This is a genomic window from Roseiarcus fermentans, from assembly GCF_003315135.1.
GTDB classification, from domain to species: domain Bacteria; phylum Pseudomonadota; class Alphaproteobacteria; order Rhizobiales; family Beijerinckiaceae; genus Roseiarcus; species Roseiarcus fermentans.
This window is the reverse complement of sequence record NZ_QNRK01000009.1, coordinates 49,997-66,399: the sequence shown is the minus strand read 5'-3', so window position 1 is coordinate 66,399 and position 16,403 is coordinate 49,997. Positions and strand designations below refer to the sequence as shown.

Genomic DNA, 16,403 nt, shown 5'->3' with positions numbered 1-16,403 from the left:
AGGGAGCTGCGGCGGCGATGGTCAGCGCACTTTCGGGTTGAGGATCGCGGCGGCAATGTCGATGACGACGTTGACCACGACCACGATGATGGTGAAATAGACGGCGATTCCCTGCACCACCGGCAGGTCCGCCTGCAGCGCCGATGCCAGCGACTGGGAGCCGAGACCGGGCAGCACGAAGATGTTCTCGATCACGACCGAGCCGCTCAGCGCGCCGACGAAGATCGTGCCGGCGATCGTGATCACCGGCGCCGCCGCGTTGCGAAGGGCGTGCTTGTAGACGATCGAGACCTCGGAGGCGCCGTTGGCGCGCAGCGTGCGCGCCCACGGACTGTGAATCGCCAGCATCATCTGGTCGCGCGTCTGCTTGGCCACGGCCGTGATCCCCGCGAACGCCAGCGCGACGACCGGCAGCACGAGCGACAGCAGCCAGAGCCTGGGGCTGTCGGAAAAGAACACGTATCCGGTGGCGGGGAAGATCGGCAGCGCCACGCCGAAGAGCGCAATCAGGATGACCGCGAGCCAGAAATTCGGCGCCGCGACGCCGATCGTCGACACGACGTCGAGGACGCGGCCGACGACCCGCCCCTGCGTCGCCGACATCACCCCGACGACGACGCCGGCGATGGTGAACACGGCCAGCGCGCCGAGGATCAGCGACAGGCTGACGCTCAGGCGCGGGGCGAGGATCTGCTGCACCGACTGATGGTTGGTGTAGGACGTCCCGAGATCGCCGGTGGCGGCGTTCGCGAGCCAGCGCGCGTAGCGCAGCATCAGCGGCTGGTCGAGGCCCAGCCGATGATTGAGGTCGGCGATCTGCGCCGGCGTGGCGTCGAGGCCGAGCAGGCCTTTGACGACGTTCGACGGCGACAGCCCCTGGATGAAGAAGGTGATCGTCGGCACCACGATCAGCAGCGCCAACGATCCGAGCGTGCGCGACGCGAGAGTCCCGAGAAAATTCATGGCCTTCCCGAATGCGAGGGCGCCGGCCCGCCGCGTGGGGCCGGCGCGAGCGGCTATCTGTTACTTCGCGGGCTTCCAGTTCGTCGGGTCCGGCCACGGATAGGTCGCGAACTTCAGGCCGTCCACGCCTTTGGTCGCGAACAGCAGCGCGTCGACGCTCACCACCGGGGTCAGGAAGGCGTTCTCGACCATGTAGGTCTCGGACGCCTCGGCGGCCGCGACGCCTGCAGGCGATTCGATGTCCTGCCTGCGCTGCGCCTCGGCGAGGGCGTTCGCCTTCGCGTCCGTGAATCCCATGTAATTGTAGAGCGCGGGATTGGTGACCAGCTGCTGCGTGTCGGTCAACTGCACCGAATACTGGAACGTCAGCGTCGTCGCCGGATATTTCTGCGTCCCCATCAGCGGCACGTAGGTGGCGAACGAGTCGGTCGGCTTCAGCGTCACGTCGATGCCGACGTCCTTCCAGTTGGCGACCATGGCCTGGGCCAGCAGGTCGCCGCTCGACACGGCAGGCTGCTCGACCAGCGTGAACTTGACGCTGTCGGCGAAGCCGGCCTCGGCCAGCAGCGCCTTGGCCTTCTTGGGGTCGTACGGGTAGAAGTCCTCGAGCTTCGCCACATAGCCGCCGATGCCCTGCGGGACGAACTGCGTCGTCGGCTTGCCGTACTTGCCGTACAGCGACTCGGCGATGCCCTTGCGGTCGATCGCGAAGTTCAGCGCCTGGCGCACCCGCACGTCCTTCAGCGCCGGCACGATCTTGCCGTCGATGTCGCCGATGTACATGCCGAGCATCGCCGACGGGGCGCTGATGATCTTGAGGCCCGCGCCCTCGGCTTCGGCCGCTTCCGTCGCCGCGCCCTCGGCGACCTGCACCTGGCCGGTCTTCAGGGCGGACATCAGCGCGTTGCCGTCTGAGATGATCTTGACGACGACCTTGTCCCAGTGCTGCTCGTCCGGCGCCCAATAGTAGGGGTTCTTCACATAGACATACTGCGAGTTGAGGATGGTGGCCTTGGGGTCGATCATGTACGGACCGGCGCCGTTGGTGGTCGACCCGAGCGTGTCGGGATGGGCGAGCCCGGACGGCCCCACGACGTCGCCGGCCATGCCGTCCTGGTCGAGGCCGTAGGGAAGCATGGGATCGGGGGTGGACAGCTTCAGCGTCACCTGCATCGGGCCGGTCGCGGAGATGTCGGTGACCTTGCCGAGCCAGGCGGTGAACGACCCCTTCTCCTTGTAATGCTTAAGCCAGTTGACGACGTCGGCCGCGGTCATCGGGCTGCCGTCGCTGAACTTGACGCCCTCGCGCAGGTTCATGACGAACGACAGGCGATCCTGCGAATAGGCCCAGTCGAGCGCGAGGCCGGGCGTGGACCGACCGTCGGGGGCGCGGTGAATCAGCGCTGCGTAGCTGAGGTTCGGGAACCAGACGCTCGGCACGCCATTGGTCGAGGTGGTCGGGTCGAGGGTGGTCGGGCCGGCGGTGGCGGCGATGGTCAAGGTTTCCGCCGATGCGCCGGAGAGCGCGAAGGTTGCGCCCGCGAGCGCTGCGCCGGCGATCGCGCCGCGAACCCTGCGGCGATGAGGGGCTCTTGTGGTCAACATGTCGTTTTCTCCCGGTGTCGTTTCTCGGCGTTGGGGTCTAGGCGTCGCTGAGGGTGGAAAGGGCGGGCGCGGAATGCGCGCGGTTGCGCTCCCAGAAGTCGAGCCGCGCCGCCAGCCGGTCGATCTCGACCCGCGAGGTTGCGGCGAAGACGCGGGTCGCGCGGTTCGATGGGGTGAACGGAGGCCAGTCGCCGGGTTCGCCCGAGCGCGCGAAGGCGGCCGCCGCGGCGCTGAATTCGCGCGCCAGGCGGCGCGCCGGCGGCGCCGAGCCCGCCTCGCCCAGAAGCTCGCCGACGCCGGGGGCGTCGAGATTGTCGAACAGAAACGGCAGGTCGACGAGATGCGCCGCGCCGACGCGGCCGTCGAGCGCCGACGACGCCCAAGCGAATTCGTAGAGATAGGCGCGGCCGCCGGCGGCGGCGTGGACGGCGGCGAGCCGCCGCGCCGGCTCGGCCCAGCTGTGCTCGGTCGCGATCAGATGGGTCAGCGCGACCGGATCGCCGCCGCGCTCGGCGAGCGCCGGCGCGTACAGGGCCTCGGCCTCGGCGCGCGCCCCCCCGTCGCGAAGAAAGCGGGCGAGCGTGGGCCGGAGGCCAAGCGCCGGCGGCGCCCAGCCGGTGACCGCGAACAGGCGGTCCTCCTCGCTGGTCGTGCCGATCAGAATGTCGACGTCGGGCCGCGCCGCCAGCGCCGCCATCGGATCGGCGGGCAAAGTGACGTCGTCGCCGACGAGCGGAAACGCGCGGCGGGACATTCCGAGCTCGCGCTGCAGGGCGGTGAGCCGGAAGGTCGACACCCGCCCGAGCGCGCCCAGCGTATCGCCTCCGGCGTCGACGCCGAGACGCTGCAAGATATAGCGAGTCGTCTCGCGCGCCGCAGCGACGTCGATGAAGGCGTCGAGGTGGCCGCTCTCGATGATCGCGCGACGAAAGAGGCCCCGGCTTTGCGGCGCGACCACCAGCGCCGCCGCCGACATCGCCCCGGCCGAGTGGCCGCCGACCGTGACGCGGTCGGGGTCGCCGCCGAAGGCGGCGATGTTGTCCTTTACCCAGCGCAGCGCCAGCGCCTGATCCTGCAGCGCGAGGTTGCTGCGCCGGGCGTCGTAGTCGCCGAGGAACAGGCCGCCGAGGTAGCCGAGCCGGTAATTGATCGTGACGACGACGAGGCCGTTGTCGCGGGCGTGTCGCGTCCCGTCGATCCAGAGCCCGCTGCCGGATCCGCACAGGAAGGCCCCGCCGTGAATCCACACGAGGACGGGAGCGCGGCCGGCGAGATCCGGGGTCCAGACGTTGAGGTTGAGGCAGTCCTCCGAGGCCACGGCGCCGGGGGCGTAGTAGTTGTCCTCCGTGCCGGGCAGCGCGAGCGGCAGAGGATCGATGTCCTGGATGGAGATGGGTCCGGCCGCGAACGCGTCGCACGCCCCGTCGATTCTGGCCGCGGGGACGGGGGGAGCAAAGCGCAGCGGGCCAATCGGCGCGGCCGCGTAGCGAAGGCCACGAAACACCGCCACGCCATCGTGCACGAGTCCGCGGAACCGCCCGGCCGGCGCGTCGGCTTGCGCAATGGGCGGCTCGTGGGGCGCCGGGTTCGGTCGCACGTGTCCCATCTGCTCAGGCCCCTCCTCCCGACGACGTTGCGCTTCGATCCCCGAAGGCAAAGTCGACAGTACTTTTGTAGGGGGCGCCCCCGAGGGCTGTCAAGCATTCGCTCATGACGCGAGCAGGTGCTCACGAAAACGCAGGCCAGGGATCCGAATTCCGATCGGAATGACAGGGACATACGGACCCGCCCCGACTCCGCGGAGACCGGGAGATTGCGGCGACGGAATCCTAACCGGCGAGCCGATCCATCAACTCGCGCAGGAGCAGACGCTCCCCCGGCGTCAGCGCGTCGGCCGCGTCGAGACGGGCGCGCAGACTCACGGCGAGCGGCGCGAGTCCATCGCCGACCGGCCCGGGCGGATCGACGACGAGCGCAGCGAGAACGGCGTCGCGCGCCGCCGTCGCCAGGCCCGGGTCCCGTTCGTCCTCGGGAACGGCGAGCAGAGTCGTGACCGCGCCGACGCCGACCGCGTGGATCAGGGCCACCGCGCGCTCCTCCGCCATGCGCAGGCGCCCGGCGAGCGCGAGTCGCCGGACGCGCGCCCGGAGAACGGCGATCCCGGCGAGCGCCGCAGGCGACCGGGACGCGAGCGAGCCGATCTCGTTCATGATGGCGAACACCGCCGGGTTGGCGAGGCCGAAAGCGACGTAACCGTCCCACGCGTCGCGCAGATCCTGGACCGGGTCGGCGTGCGGCGTCGCCGCGATCTTCCCGGCGATGAAGGCCGCCAGGCCATGTTCCGCCACGGCGTCGAGCAATCCCCGCTTGTCGCCGAACAGGCGGTACAGCGTGGGCGGCTGCACCGCCGCCGCCGCCGCCACCGCACGCGTCGTCAGAGCCGCGACGCCGCCGCCCGCGACGAGCCGGGCCGCCGCGTCGAGGATGCGCGCGCGCACGTCCGCATTGGCCTCGCTGTCCGTATCGTCGTTCATCGCCATCGCATACCACCGGTTCGCCTGCGCTTGTAGCCGTGATCCGCGCCTGCTATATCGATGATATCAAGAATCGCAATGCAACGATAATCGGAGACAGCCGCATGATCGTCGTCACCGGAGCAACGGGACATCTGGGATCCGCCGTGGTTGAAAACCTGGCGCGCCGGCTGCCAGCGAATCGGATCGTCGCCAGCGTGCGGGACGCCGCCAGGGCGTCGTTCATCGCCGGGCTCGGCGTGGACATCCGGACCGGCGACTTCGATGACCCGGCCAGCCTCGAGGCCGCCTTCGCCGGCGCGCAGCAGGTGCTGATCGTCTCCGCCGACAAGCTGGGCGACGAAGCGCTGCGGCTGCATCGCAACGCGATCGAGGCCGCGCGCGCGGCCGGCGCGCGCCGCATTCTCTACACCAGCCACATGGGAGCGCGGCCGAATTCGCCGTTCGCGCCGGCGGACCAGCATGCCGGAACGGAAGCCGACCTCGCGGCGAGCGGCGGGGCCTGGCTCGCCTTGCGCCACGGCTTCTACGCCGAAAGCTGCCTTCACGTGATCGGGGACGGCCTCGCGTCCGGGGTGTTGCGGGCGCCGGAGGACGGTCCGGTGAGCTGGACCGCCCGCGCCGATCTGGCGGAGGCGGACGCGGCCATTCTGGCCGACGACGGGCGCCGGGACGGCGTGACGCCGCCGCTGACGGCGCCGCAGGCGCTGACCTTGACCGACGTCGCCGCGATCGCGTCGGACGTCGCGGGCCGGGACATTCGGCGCGTGGTCGTCTCCGACGACGCGTGGCGCGAGGAAAAGATCGCGGCCGGCATGCCCGCGATGGTCGCCGAGCTGCTGCTGGGAATGTTCCGCGCCGCCCGGCGCGGCGACTTCGCGGCCACCGGCCCGGCGCTGGAAACCCTGCTCGGCCGACCGCCCCGGACATTCCGCGACGTTCTGGCCGGAACTTGCGGCCGCGCCCGAACGCTCTGAGCACGCGGCCGGAGGGAGCGGGGTCGCGGCGCCAGGTCATGGCGTCCCGGTTCCCCGGGTCGCAGCCGCCTCGCCTATCCAGCGCCGCCTTGATGTCGGTGGAAAGGACTCGTGGAGATGGCTCCGACAGGCTTCCCCTGTCGGAAGCCCCGCCACCCTTCTACCCGCGTCTCACTTTCGGGGTCCGGTCGACCCCCTTCTCGGCCGCTGCGGACACTTCCAGATCGAATTTTTTCAGGAACGCGTCTCGCGTCGTCTCGCCCATGTCGACGGCCTTCGCGTTTCCGCCGGCCACCACGGTGACGTCCTCGATCCCGATCACCCTCAGGATCAGTCGCAGGTACGCGGTCGCGATGTCGCGGTCGCGAATCGGCGAGCCCTCGCTATAGACGCCGCCCGACGCCATCAGGATCGTGCACGTCTTGCCCTTGACAAGACCTTCTCCCGAGAAGCCGAGCGTCAGACCCTTGCGGACGATGTGGTCGATATAGGCCTTGAGAACCGCAGGGATGTTGTAATTGTAGACGGGCGTGCCGATCGCAATCGCGTCCGCCGCCAGGAGCTCGGCGACCAGTTCGTCGGAGAGAGCCAGAATTCTCTTCATCTCCGGCGTGTGTTGATCGGAGGGTGTGAAGTACGCCCCCAGCCACGGCATCGTGACGAAAGGGAGGTCGGTCTTGATCAGATCGCGCTCGATCACCCGGCCGTCGGGATTGTTCCCGATCCACGCTTCGACGAACCGCCGGGTAAGACCGCGCGACATCGAGCGTTCGCCGCGGGGACTGGCTTCTATGACGAGGAGGGTAGGCATCGAGAGGCTCCTTAGGAAGGGGAAGCGGCAGCCCGGGATGGGCTTGCCGGGCGATGGCGTCCGGGGCGGCGCCGGCCGCGACCATCAGCGGCGCCGGATGATTCTCATCCGAGGTCGTCGTCCTGCGGCGGCTTCCAGGTCGCGCGCATCGGTCCAGGCTCGAGGAAGACGCAGGGGCCGCAGCCGTGGTTGATGAGGAATGTCGGGTGCATGCCGATGCTGTAGCGGCCGACCGGCTTCTTTAAAACTGATGAAATTATGATATAGTCAATCGCCTTTGGAGATATTGTATGATCGGCAACCTGACGCTGGATCAATTGCGCGTGCTGGTGACGATCAGCGACACCGGGAGCTTCTCAGCCGCGGCGCGGTCGCTGGGTCGGGTGCAATCGGCGGTCAGTCAGGCCGTCAAGGCGTTGGAGGACACGCAGGGGATCGAGCTGTTTGATCGCAACACATACCGACCAACGCTCACTCCCGTCGGCGAAGCGCTGGTGGAGCAGGCGCGGGCGGTCCTGGCGAGCGCGGATCGCTTCGCCGCCATCGCGGCGGGAACCCGGACGGGCCTCGAACCGGCTCTCGCCCTGGCGATCGATCCGCTCGTTCCGACCGAGCCGCTCATCGACAGCCTGCGCGCGCTTCAGGGCAAATTCCCGGACTTGCCGGTCTCCTTCTCGACAGAAGGGGTGAGCGGGGCCGAGCGTCGCCTGCGCGACGGCTCCGCTTCTCTCGCCTTCTGCCTGCTGTTGCCGGCAGCTCCGGACGATCTGACGGTCTATCCGATGATGGATTTGCGACTGACGCCGGTCGCCGCCGCGGATCACCCCCTCGCACGCCTCCGCCGCGAGCTGGTTCGGCCCGACCTCGAAGCCCACGTGCAACTGGTTCTGTCGAGCGGCTTCGCGGCGGACGGGCCGAGCTACGGAGTCGTCGGCCCCCGCGTCTGGCGCTTCGTCGATCTGGGACGGCGACTTGATTTCCTGCTCGCCGGTTTCGGGTGGTGCAAGATGCCGCCGTATATCGTCGAGCCATACCTCGCGGACGGCCGGTTGGTCGCGCTGGACATATCGGACGAGAGCATGGCGCCGACCAGACCGCTGCCGGTCTATGCCGCGCACGTGCGTGACCGGCCCCTTGGGCTGGGCGGCCGCTGGCTGCTGGACGATTTGCGAAAACGGTTGGCGAAGTAAGGGATTGCGGCCTCACCGCAATCCCTGTCGCCGTCAGCCCCGGTTCGTCTCCGGATCCGTCTCCGTACTCTCCTCGAGCGCGAGCCCGCCCGCCTGGGGCTGCGGCGCGACGCACGCCCGGGGTCGGGCGCGCCCGTCCGCACCCGGCGGCCGCGGGCGCGCAACAAAAGGGACTCTCGAACGTTATCGGGCGAGAAGTTGCAGTTCCTTCAGGAGCGTCGGGATGATCATTCGGGCCGGCTACAGGATCGCATTCGAATGCGCCGCTCCGACGAGTATGTTGCTCATGCTCAACGTTCATCCGTCTCGTGAGGCGGACCTCGTGACGCCTGATACGATCAGAGTGACCCCGAGCGCGCCGATGGACAGTTATATCGACACGTTCGGCAATCGCGTGACGCGGCTTCAGGCGCCGGCCGGCCCGATCGCGTTCGAAAGCGATTTCGCCATCCGCGACAGCGGATTGCCGGACGACCTTCCCCACGACGGCCCGCCCGTCGCCGTCACCCAGGCGCCGAACGACGCGCTCGTGTTCCTGATGCCGAGCCGCTATTGCGACAGCGACGTCCTGAGCGATTTCGCATGGAGCCAGTTCGGCGGCATCGCCGGCGGCGCCCGGCTGGTCCAGGCGATCTGCGATTTCGTTCACAACCGGATCCGGTTCAACTACCAGCTCGCGAGCCCCTTTCGCACCGCCTCCGGCGCGCTCAACGAGGGCGTCGGCGTCTGTCGCGACTTTACCCATCTGGCGGTTGCGCTCTGTCGCGCCATGAACGTGCCGGCCCGCTATTGCACCGGCTATCTCGGCGACATCGGCGTGCCGCCCGACCCGGCGCCGATGGATTTTTCCGCCTGGTTCGAGGTCTTCCTGAACGGCAGGTGGTATCCCTTCGACGCACGTCACAACATTCCCCGGATTGGCCGGGTCGTGATGGCCCGCGGCCGCGACGCGGCCGACGTCGCAATCTCGACCGCGTTCGGCAATGCGCCGCTCAGCCGCTTCGAGGTGACCACCTACGAGGAGGCGATGGCGGCCTGAAGGGCGATGGCTTCCGCCGCTTGGCCGGGTGCGGCGCCGTCTCCGCAATGGTCTTCGCCGCCCCGTTCGCCAGCGCCGGGGAGCCGACGATCAGCGGGTCGGTCCTTGTCGGGTAGGGTAGGGAAGCAGGATAGGGAAAACCCGCGTTTCGACCGGCGGTTACGTGAAGAGGCCTGCGGTCGCGACCTCCACCCGCCTGCGTGCGGCCTGCTCGTCGTCACGAAACCGATCGACCCCCCAGGACAGCGCGAGGATCAGTTCGAACACCTCGTTGGCGGTGACGGCGGCGACGGCGTCGCCCGATGCCTTCGCCCTGTCGAGGAGCGCGCCGGTCTGCATGAGCAGGGGGGAGCAGGCGGCGTTCATGGACGACGCCGGGTCGCCGCGCGCGCTGGCGACGCAGTCGGGCAGGTCGTGCCAGATGCGCAGTCGCCAGGTCAACCGCGCCAGCCATTCCGCCAGCGCCTCACGCGGCGGACGCGAGCGCGACAGGTCGGCGGCTTCGGCGAGCGCGGCTTCCACGCTGGCCTGACTGACCGCGGCAAGCAGATCGTCGCGCGTGGGAAAGTTTCGATAGAGCGTGGCGTTTCCCACGCCGGCGCGCAACGCGATGCCGTCGAGCGAGGCGAGAACGCCCTCCGCCTCGAAAGTCTGGCGCGCCGCCTGGAGGATCGCGTCGCGGTTCCGCCTGGCGTCGGCGCGCAGAGGGCGCGGCCCTTTCACAGCGCGCCTCGACGGACAACCATGACATTCCCTCTTGACGAAGTGGGGAGTATCCCCGGATATTGAATTGGGGATGGTCCCCACTTGACCAGGGGTACAGCATGAATGAGCTGCACGACAAGACGAACCGGTCGCTCGACGGCCGGACCGTGCTCGTCACGGGCGCGAACGGCGGGCTCGGAGAGCAGTTCGTCCGGCAAGCGCTGGAACGCGGCGCGCGCAAGGTCTACGCCGCGGCGCGCAAGCCGAAGGGCCGGGAAGACCGCCGGGTCGAGCCCCTGGCCCTCGACGTCACCGATTCCGGCGCCGTCGCCCGCGCCGTCGCGTCGGCGCCCGACGTCGACCTGTTGATCAACAATGCGGCGATCGCGCCCGGCGGGGATTCCATTTCGGGGCCGGAGGACGAGCTTCGCCGGATCTTCGAGACCAACTTCTTCGGAACGCTGCGCGTCGCGAACGCCTTCATACCCGTGCTCGGCGCCAACGGCGGCGGAACCATGCTGAACATCTTGTCGGCCGCGGCCTGGATCAGCGTGCCGACCGGCTATGCGGCTTCGAAGGCGGCGATGTGGTCGGCGACCAACGCGCTGCGGCTGCAACTGCTGGGGCAGGGCACCCAGGTGATCGGCCTCCTCGTCGGCATGGTCGACACGCCGACGTCGGCGCGGTGGGAGGTTCCGAAGGTCAGCGCCGCGAGCGTGGTCGCTCAGGCCTACGACGGCGTCGCCGACGGCGCGATCGAGATCCTGGCGGACGAGCAGACGCGCGGCCTCAAGTCGCAGTTGAGCGCCAAGGCCGAACAGTTCTACCCTTGGCTCCACGAGCAGCTCAAATTCTTCGTGGCCTGATCCGAACCGATGGATGGGGTCGATCGTCTTCCGGGGGGCCGACCGTGACAGCCGACGATGGCTCCGCTTCAAGCCTTGGTCGCGCCGGCAAAGAAGCCCCCGAGCTCGGAAAAGCCCATCGCGCGCTGCGAAAAACTGAATGAGCCCGCCGATTTCATCTCGCGGGCGGCGGCGACGAAGGCGCCGTAGGCGAGCCGGGCCAGAGCCGATCCGACGCTGACGCGCTTGACGCCGGCCTCCGCCAGTTCCGACAAACCGAACGTGGCGCCGGGCATGCCCATGACGACATTGACGGGTTTGCTCACGGCGTCGCAGACGGCGCGGATCGTCGCGAGATCGTGAAGCCCCGGCGCATACAGCACGTCGGCGCCGGCCTTCTCGAAGGCTTGCAGCCGCCTGACGGTGTCGTCGAGATCGGGACGACCCCACAGAAAGTTCTCGCAGCGGGCCGTCAGAACGAAATCGCGAGGCAGCGCGCGGCGCGCCTCCGCCGCCGCCGCGATCCGTTCGACCGCGAGGGCGAAATCGTAAATGGGCCGGTCGCGGTCGCCGGTGTGGTCTTCGAGCGAGCAGCCGGCCAGACCGATCCGGGCGGCGGCGCGGATGGTTTGGGCGGCGCTCTCCGGGCTGTCGCCGAGCCCGCGTTCGAGATCGGCCGAAACCGGGAGGGCGGTGGCGGCCACAAGGGCGCGGCAATGGTCGAGGGTGTGTTCCCAAGAGACCCGGCCGTCGGCGACGCCGAGCGAGAAGGCCATGCCGGCGCTGGTGGTCGCCAGCGCCGGAAAGCCCAGCGCCGCCAGGATGCGCGCCGTGCCGACGTCCCACGGATTGGGGATGATGAACGCGCCGGGCGAGTCGTGCAGCTTGCGAAACGCCGCGCCCTTGTCATCCATCGGCGTCCCCCTGGTCATGACCTGCTTCCCGATCGGTATCGCGGAGCATGGCACGGAATCGAGAACGAATAAAGAACAAAGAGCGCCGCCCGAGTCTTGGTGACGGGCGCCGTCCGGGGCGGTAGACTGCCGCAACCGGAACGGCGATCGCGGGTCGACGCCGCGAAGCGAATTCGACGAGACGGCGATCGGCCGATGACCCAACTCTTTCGACTTCCCGGCGCAATCCGAAACGACCCGGCCGTCGACGCCTGGTTCGCCGCGGGCGGGTCGGCGTTGCGGCGCTTCGCCGAACCATGGTTCGAACGCATGCGCGGGTGCGGCGGCGACGTTCGCGAACGCCTCCATGACGGGCGCCCCACGGCCTGCGCGGGAGACGCGGCGTTTGCCTATGTCGACGCCTTCAGCGCTCACGTGAATGTGGGCTTCTTCCATGGCGCGGCGCTGGACGATCCGACTGGCCTTCTGGAAGGCTCCGGCAAGCGCATGCGGCGCGTGAAGCTTCGCCCGGATCGGCCCGTCGACGCCGCGGCGCTGAACGACCTGATCGCCGCGGCATACCGGGATATCGCGGAGCGCCTCGCAGACCAACGTTGACGCTTTCCTCGGCGCCGGTTCCGGTTCGCCATGCGGCGACGGCGACAGAGTCAACTGGCGCCGAAAAGCAAGGGCGCCCCGATGTCGGCGCGGCGGCAGGTTCCGACGGTCGGCGCCGCGAGCGTTGTCGCTCAGGAAAGTTTGGGTTCCCCGTTACTTGGCGGCGACGACGGCCGTCGCGTCGACCTCGATCAGCATGCCCGGCCACGCAAGCTGGCTGACATTCACGAGGGTATGCGCCGGCAAGACCACGCCACTCATCGCGTCGGCAAAGCATTTCGAGTAGTCGGGCCCGTACCTCATGTCGGTGACGTAGGCTGTGACCTTGACGATGTCCGCCATCGTAGCGCCCTGCGTCGCCAGAAGTTTTTTGATCTTGCCATACGCATATCGGCACTGTTCGAGAAAGTCGCCCTGATACCGGATGGTTCCGGAGACCGCATCCTCGGGCCCCATGCCGGCAAGGTAGATAGTCTTGGCGGGCCCGGTGACAGTGACCGCGTCGGCGAAGATGTCTTTGCTCCAGATACCGAACGTGGTGTGTTTCTGGAAGACGTCGGTGGCCGGCGGTTCCTGCTTGTCCTGCTGAGCCTGACTGACCGTCGAGATCGAGATAAGAGTTGATATTGCAACAAGATAACAGGCAGACAGACACACCCTGAACGTCGGCATTGCAACCCTCCCAGTATCACACTCGAAGCGTATATTGATCCAGGCTCGGGCACAAGCTGAAAGGCGCGTCATCGTGGAGAGCCATCGCGAAATCGATGGCGGGATCACCGAGGGAAAGCGCTTCCCCTTTACCTCACTGATCTTTTCGGACCCTGCGATGGGACGGACGATTTTCGATCATCGGGAGGTGGAAAACTGCCCGCATCGGGTCATGGAGGATGTCATTGTCACGCGGCGCTGGACGATCCAGCGGGCCTTGTGAAAGGCTCCGGCAAGCGCATGCGGCCCGTGAAACGGCGACGGGGCCTGCCGGGACGTCGCGCTGCGTCTCGCAAGCGCCTCCCTACTTCCGCCGCTTGGCCGGGTGCAGCGACGTCTCCAGAATGTTCTCCGCGGCGCCGATCACCAGCGCCGAGGAGCCGACGATCAGCGGGTCGGGGCCGACGACGACGTGGCGGTCCTTGTTGGGGTAGGGCAGGTTGTGCAGGAAGTGGTGCATGGCGTTGATCCGCGCCCGCTTCTTGTCGTCCGACTTGACGATGGTCCAGGGCGCGTCGGCGGTGTCGGTGTTGAAGAACATCGCCTCCTTGGCCTCGGTGTACTCGTCCCACTTGTCGAGCGAGGCCTTGTCGATCGGCGACAGCTTCCACTGCTTCAGGGGATCGGTCTCGCGCGCGGCGAAGCGGCGGCGCTGTTCCTCGCGCGTCACCGAGAACCAGTACTTGAACAGCCGGATGCCGGAGCGCACCAGCATGCGCTCGAGCTCCGGGCACTGGCGCATGAACTCGAGGTATTCGTTGGGCTTGCAGAAGCCCATGACCCGCTCGACGCCGGCGCGGTTATACCAGGAGCGGTCGAAGAACACCATTTCTCCCGCGGCGGGCAGGTGCTGGATGTAGCGCTGGAAATACCATTGCGTGCGTTCGCGCTCGTTCGGCTTCTCCAGCGCGACGATGCGGGCGCCGCGCGGGTTGAGGTGCTCCATGAAGCGCTTGATCGTGCCGCCCTTGCCGGCGGCGTCGCGGCCTTCGAACAGCACGATCAGCTTTTCGCCCGACTCCTTGACCCAGTTCTGCGCCTTCAGCAGTTCCGCCTGGAGCGGCAGCATCCGCTCGAGGTAATGCGACTCGGTGACCTTCGTCTTGTAGGGGTAGTCGCCGGTCTCGAAGCCGCGCCGGATGGCGTCCGGGTCGTGGCGCAGCGACTGCACCTCGAATCGGTGGGCGGGTTCCGGCGCCGGGGCGGGAGCGGGGGCGGGAGCGGGAGCGGCGCGACGGCGGCGGCGGATCGGCGCGGTGACGACGATGCTCGGCGCCGGCGCGGCGGCGGCGTCGCCTTGCGCGGGGTCCTCGGCCCTGGCCGCGGGCTTGACCTCGGTGTCCATGTTCATCGGCGAGCATTCCCAAAAGCCTGTCGCGCCGGGGCGCTGAAGGTCCAGCATGGACCTTCGCGGCCGTCGGCGGGTCGAGTCAACGCGGCGCGGCGTCGCGGGCGACGACGACAGGCGGTGTTGCGCCCTTGCCACGGCGGCGAGGAGCTTGCGGCGAATGGCGTCCCCGGCTTGCACGGGTCCCGTCGGCTCGGCTAGGCTCAACGCTGGACGCGAGTCGGCAGGATCACCGTGGCTTCCAGACTTCGAATGACGCTCGGTCTGGTCGGCGCGGCGCTCCTCGCGGGGGGCGCGCAGGCGGCCGATGTCGGCGATCCGCAGCCAGCGCCCGCCGGCCCCGCCGTGTTCAGTCCGGTCGATGAAATTCGCGCCGGCGTCTTCGCCCACAACTGGATTCACGACGAGAACGCGCCGGTCGATCTTTCCGTCGAGGCCTTGTCGTCGCCGCTCTCCCTGCCGGGGTACGCCAGCCCGTGGGTCGCCGGAAACCCGTGGGTGTCGTGGTTCTTCGCCCCGCGTCTCAATCTCGGCGCCATGGTCAACACCGGCGGCAAGGACAGCTACGCCTTCGCCGGCTTCGCCTGGCGCATCCCGATCTACAATAAGTTCTTTTTCGAGGGCGAGCTCGGCGGCGCCGTGAACAACGCGCCGCACTGGAACGAGCCGGGCCGGGTCGACATGGGCTGCAACGCGACCTTCCGCGAGTCGGGCGGTTTCGGCTACCAGTTCGACGCCAACTGGGACCTGATCGCCAGCGTCGAGCACGTGTCGCACGCCTCGTTCTGCGGCAGGACGAATCCGGGCCTGACGCAGGTGGGCGTGAGGATCGGCTACAAGTTCTGACGCGGCGGGCCGGCGACAGGCGGGCGCAGGGTCGGCGCGCCGCGCGATTTCGTCGGCCACGACTCGCGGACACGAACCGTCCCGCCGACCCGCAAGGCGTCGCGTGACCGGCGCCTGCACCGATTGCGCGGCGATCGGGTGGAAAATTCTTGCGCATGTGTTCATGGTATGTTTCTATGATGGCGTCCCCATGCGCGAGGTGTCCGCATGTCTCCGGTCTTGCCGTCGCACGTTTTCGCTTTGCGCAAAGGGGGGCTCGAATGCGACGGCGACGGGCCGCGCCTGGCCGGCGTCGCGCTGCTCGAGGGGGACGCCCGAGCCGGCTGGAGGCTTCGGGACGACCGCGAACTGGCGGACGACCTCGGGCGCGCCTATCGGGTCCCCGTCGATGCGAGACCCTTGCGCCCCGGCCTCGCCGTCGTCGCGGACGCGCTGCGGGGTCGGAACCTCGCCAAGGCGCAGATCGCGGCGTTGCTGCTGCGGCTTCCGGACCCGCCGGCGGCGGAGCAGAGCCCGGACGCCCTTCGCCGCGACCTCGCCGCCTGCGGCCTCTTGAAGGCGGACGACGGCTGGGATGAGCAGCATCCGAGGACCGGAACGCCGCCGAACCCCGGCTGGTTCGCGGCCAAGCCCCAGGCGTCCGGCGCCGCTGAAGAAACACCCGCCAAAGTCCGTCCCGGATGGCCTTCGAGGGCCGCCGTCGAGAAAGCGATGGAATGGGTCGAGGATAAGGCCGCGCAGCTCGCGTCGCGTGAAGGCGCGGACGCTCTGATTGGCCCGAATCTCTATTTCGACGCGATCGCTGCGTTTCTGGAAGTGATGGAGCCTCAACCGACCAACGTGGGCGAAGAGCGGCTGCTGGCGCAATTATACGCGAACTACGCTCCGCCCAAGACCTTGGAGGAGCTGCGGCAGCCGCCCCAGAACAATGCGCTCGGCTACGAGAGGCATCACGTCGTCGAACAGAACCCATCGAACGTCGCAAAGGAGGACGACGTCTGTGAGGTCTTCTTCGCCGTGAACAAATTCGGACGAGAGGCGATCGACGACGACAACAACCTGGTCTTCGTCCCGCGCTTGAAGCACGAGTTGATCACGGCCGACTACAATCGCAAGCCGGAAGGCGGTCAGCCATTTCGGAGGCTTCGAGATTACGCCAATACGCTGGACTTTGATCGCCAGCGCCAGATCGGGCTGGAGGAACTGCGGGAATATGGGGTTCTGAAATGAGCGCGCGCGATGTGGCGGACATGGCTGTCGCCGAACTCGTCGACGAGTTTCGCCTGCTCGCCGACGAGCTTGGAACGCCTTGGGATTC

Annotated in this window: 17 protein-coding genes; 8 read left to right on the top strand and 9 right to left on the bottom strand. The window is 68.3% G+C overall.

Annotated elements, in window-relative coordinates; all coding sequences use genetic code 11:
* Positions 1–21: 21 nt before the first annotated feature.
* The 4 genes from DFR50_RS09685 to DFR50_RS09670 form a co-directional block, all read right to left on the bottom strand.
* Positions 22–963, bottom strand: coding sequence for an ABC transporter permease (locus DFR50_RS09685; RefSeq protein ID WP_113889003.1), 942 nt, complete (start codon positions 961–963; stop codon positions 22–24).
* Positions 964–1,023: 60 nt separating this feature from the next.
* Entirely contained in the window at positions 1,024–2,568 is a 1,545-nt protein-coding gene (locus DFR50_RS09680; protein WP_113889002.1) for an ABC transporter substrate-binding protein, read from the bottom strand.
* Between the two features lie 37 nt (positions 2,569–2,605).
* Positions 2,606–4,174 (bottom strand): carboxylesterase/lipase family protein, encoded by a 1,569-nt coding sequence (locus DFR50_RS09675; protein ID WP_113889001.1) that lies wholly within the window; start codon positions 4,172–4,174, stop codon positions 2,606–2,608.
* 223 nt (positions 4,175–4,397) lie between these two features.
* Complete coding sequence (locus DFR50_RS09670; protein ID WP_245427552.1) at positions 4,398–5,102, bottom strand: TetR/AcrR family transcriptional regulator; 705 nt, start codon at positions 5,100–5,102, stop codon at positions 4,398–4,400.
* Positions 5,103–5,206: 104 nt separating this feature from the next.
* On the opposite strand from DFR50_RS09670, the gene DFR50_RS09665 reads away from it, so the two are divergent.
* Positions 5,207–6,079 (top strand): NmrA family NAD(P)-binding protein, encoded by an 873-nt coding sequence (locus tag DFR50_RS09665; RefSeq protein ID WP_113888999.1) that lies wholly within the window; start codon positions 5,207–5,209, stop codon positions 6,077–6,079.
* A gap of 160 nt (positions 6,080–6,239) precedes the next feature.
* On the opposite strand, the gene DFR50_RS09660 is transcribed toward DFR50_RS09665, so the two are convergent.
* Positions 6,240–6,890, bottom strand: coding sequence for an FMN-dependent NADH-azoreductase (locus DFR50_RS09660; protein WP_113888998.1), 651 nt, complete (start codon positions 6,888–6,890; stop codon positions 6,240–6,242).
* A gap of 290 nt (positions 6,891–7,180) precedes the next feature.
* Here DFR50_RS09660 and DFR50_RS09655 point away from each other — a divergent pair, with 290 nt between their 5' ends.
* Positions 7,181–8,080, top strand: coding sequence for a LysR family transcriptional regulator (locus tag DFR50_RS09655; RefSeq protein ID WP_113888997.1), 900 nt, complete (start codon positions 7,181–7,183; stop codon positions 8,078–8,080).
* Positions 8,081–8,303: 223 nt separating this feature from the next.
* Positions 8,304–9,119, top strand: coding sequence for a transglutaminase-like domain-containing protein (locus tag DFR50_RS09650; RefSeq protein WP_113888996.1), 816 nt, complete (start codon positions 8,304–8,306; stop codon positions 9,117–9,119).
* Positions 9,120–9,278: 159 nt separating this feature from the next.
* On the opposite strand, the gene DFR50_RS09645 is transcribed toward DFR50_RS09650, so the two are convergent.
* A complete protein-coding gene (locus DFR50_RS09645) occupies positions 9,279–9,842 on the bottom strand; it encodes a TetR/AcrR family transcriptional regulator (RefSeq protein WP_113888995.1) in 564 nt (187 codons plus the stop codon).
* 101 nt (positions 9,843–9,943) lie between these two features.
* Here DFR50_RS09645 and DFR50_RS09640 point away from each other — a divergent pair, with 101 nt between their 5' ends.
* Entirely contained in the window at positions 9,944–10,690 is a 747-nt protein-coding gene (locus tag DFR50_RS09640) for an SDR family oxidoreductase (protein WP_113888994.1), read from the top strand.
* Positions 10,691–10,758: 68 nt separating this feature from the next.
* Here the strand turns inward: DFR50_RS09640 and DFR50_RS09635 are convergent, their stop codons facing one another.
* On the bottom strand, positions 10,759–11,583 hold the full coding sequence (locus DFR50_RS09635; protein WP_113888993.1) for an isocitrate lyase/PEP mutase family protein: 825 nt from the start codon (positions 11,581–11,583) through the stop codon (positions 10,759–10,761).
* A 99-nt stretch (positions 11,584–11,682) separates the two neighbouring features.
* Here DFR50_RS09635 and DFR50_RS09630 point away from each other — a divergent pair, with 99 nt between their 5' ends.
* Positions 11,683–12,180: a DUF1801 domain-containing protein gene (locus DFR50_RS09630; protein WP_210208849.1), complete on the top strand. Its 498-nt coding sequence runs from the start codon at positions 11,683–11,685 to the stop codon at positions 12,178–12,180.
* 153 nt (positions 12,181–12,333) lie between these two features.
* On the opposite strand, the gene DFR50_RS09625 is transcribed toward DFR50_RS09630, so the two are convergent.
* Positions 12,334–12,852 (bottom strand): RidA family protein, encoded by a 519-nt coding sequence (locus DFR50_RS09625; protein ID WP_113888991.1) that lies wholly within the window; start codon positions 12,850–12,852, stop codon positions 12,334–12,336.
* A 34-nt stretch (positions 12,853–12,886) separates the two neighbouring features.
* Here DFR50_RS09625 and DFR50_RS09620 point away from each other — a divergent pair, with 34 nt between their 5' ends.
* Entirely contained in the window at positions 12,887–13,114 is a 228-nt protein-coding gene (locus tag DFR50_RS09620; protein ID WP_113888990.1) for a hypothetical protein, read from the top strand.
* A gap of 81 nt (positions 13,115–13,195) precedes the next feature.
* On the opposite strand, the gene ppk2 is transcribed toward DFR50_RS09620, so the two are convergent.
* Positions 13,196–14,236, bottom strand: a complete 1,041-nt coding sequence (gene ppk2 / locus DFR50_RS09610; protein WP_113889118.1) for a polyphosphate kinase 2 — start codon at positions 14,234–14,236, stop codon at positions 13,196–13,198.
* A 237-nt stretch (positions 14,237–14,473) separates the two neighbouring features.
* Between ppk2 and DFR50_RS09605 the strand changes: the two genes are divergently transcribed.
* Both DFR50_RS09605 and DFR50_RS09600 read left to right on the top strand, forming a co-directional pair.
* Positions 14,474–15,085: an acyloxyacyl hydrolase gene (locus DFR50_RS09605; protein ID WP_147262713.1), complete on the top strand. Its 612-nt coding sequence runs from the start codon at positions 14,474–14,476 to the stop codon at positions 15,083–15,085.
* 471 nt (positions 15,086–15,556) lie between these two features.
* Positions 15,557–16,315, top strand: a complete 759-nt coding sequence (locus DFR50_RS09600) for a hypothetical protein (RefSeq protein WP_170153135.1) — start codon at positions 15,557–15,559, stop codon at positions 16,313–16,315.
* The last annotated feature ends 88 nt before the right edge of the window (positions 16,316–16,403 follow it).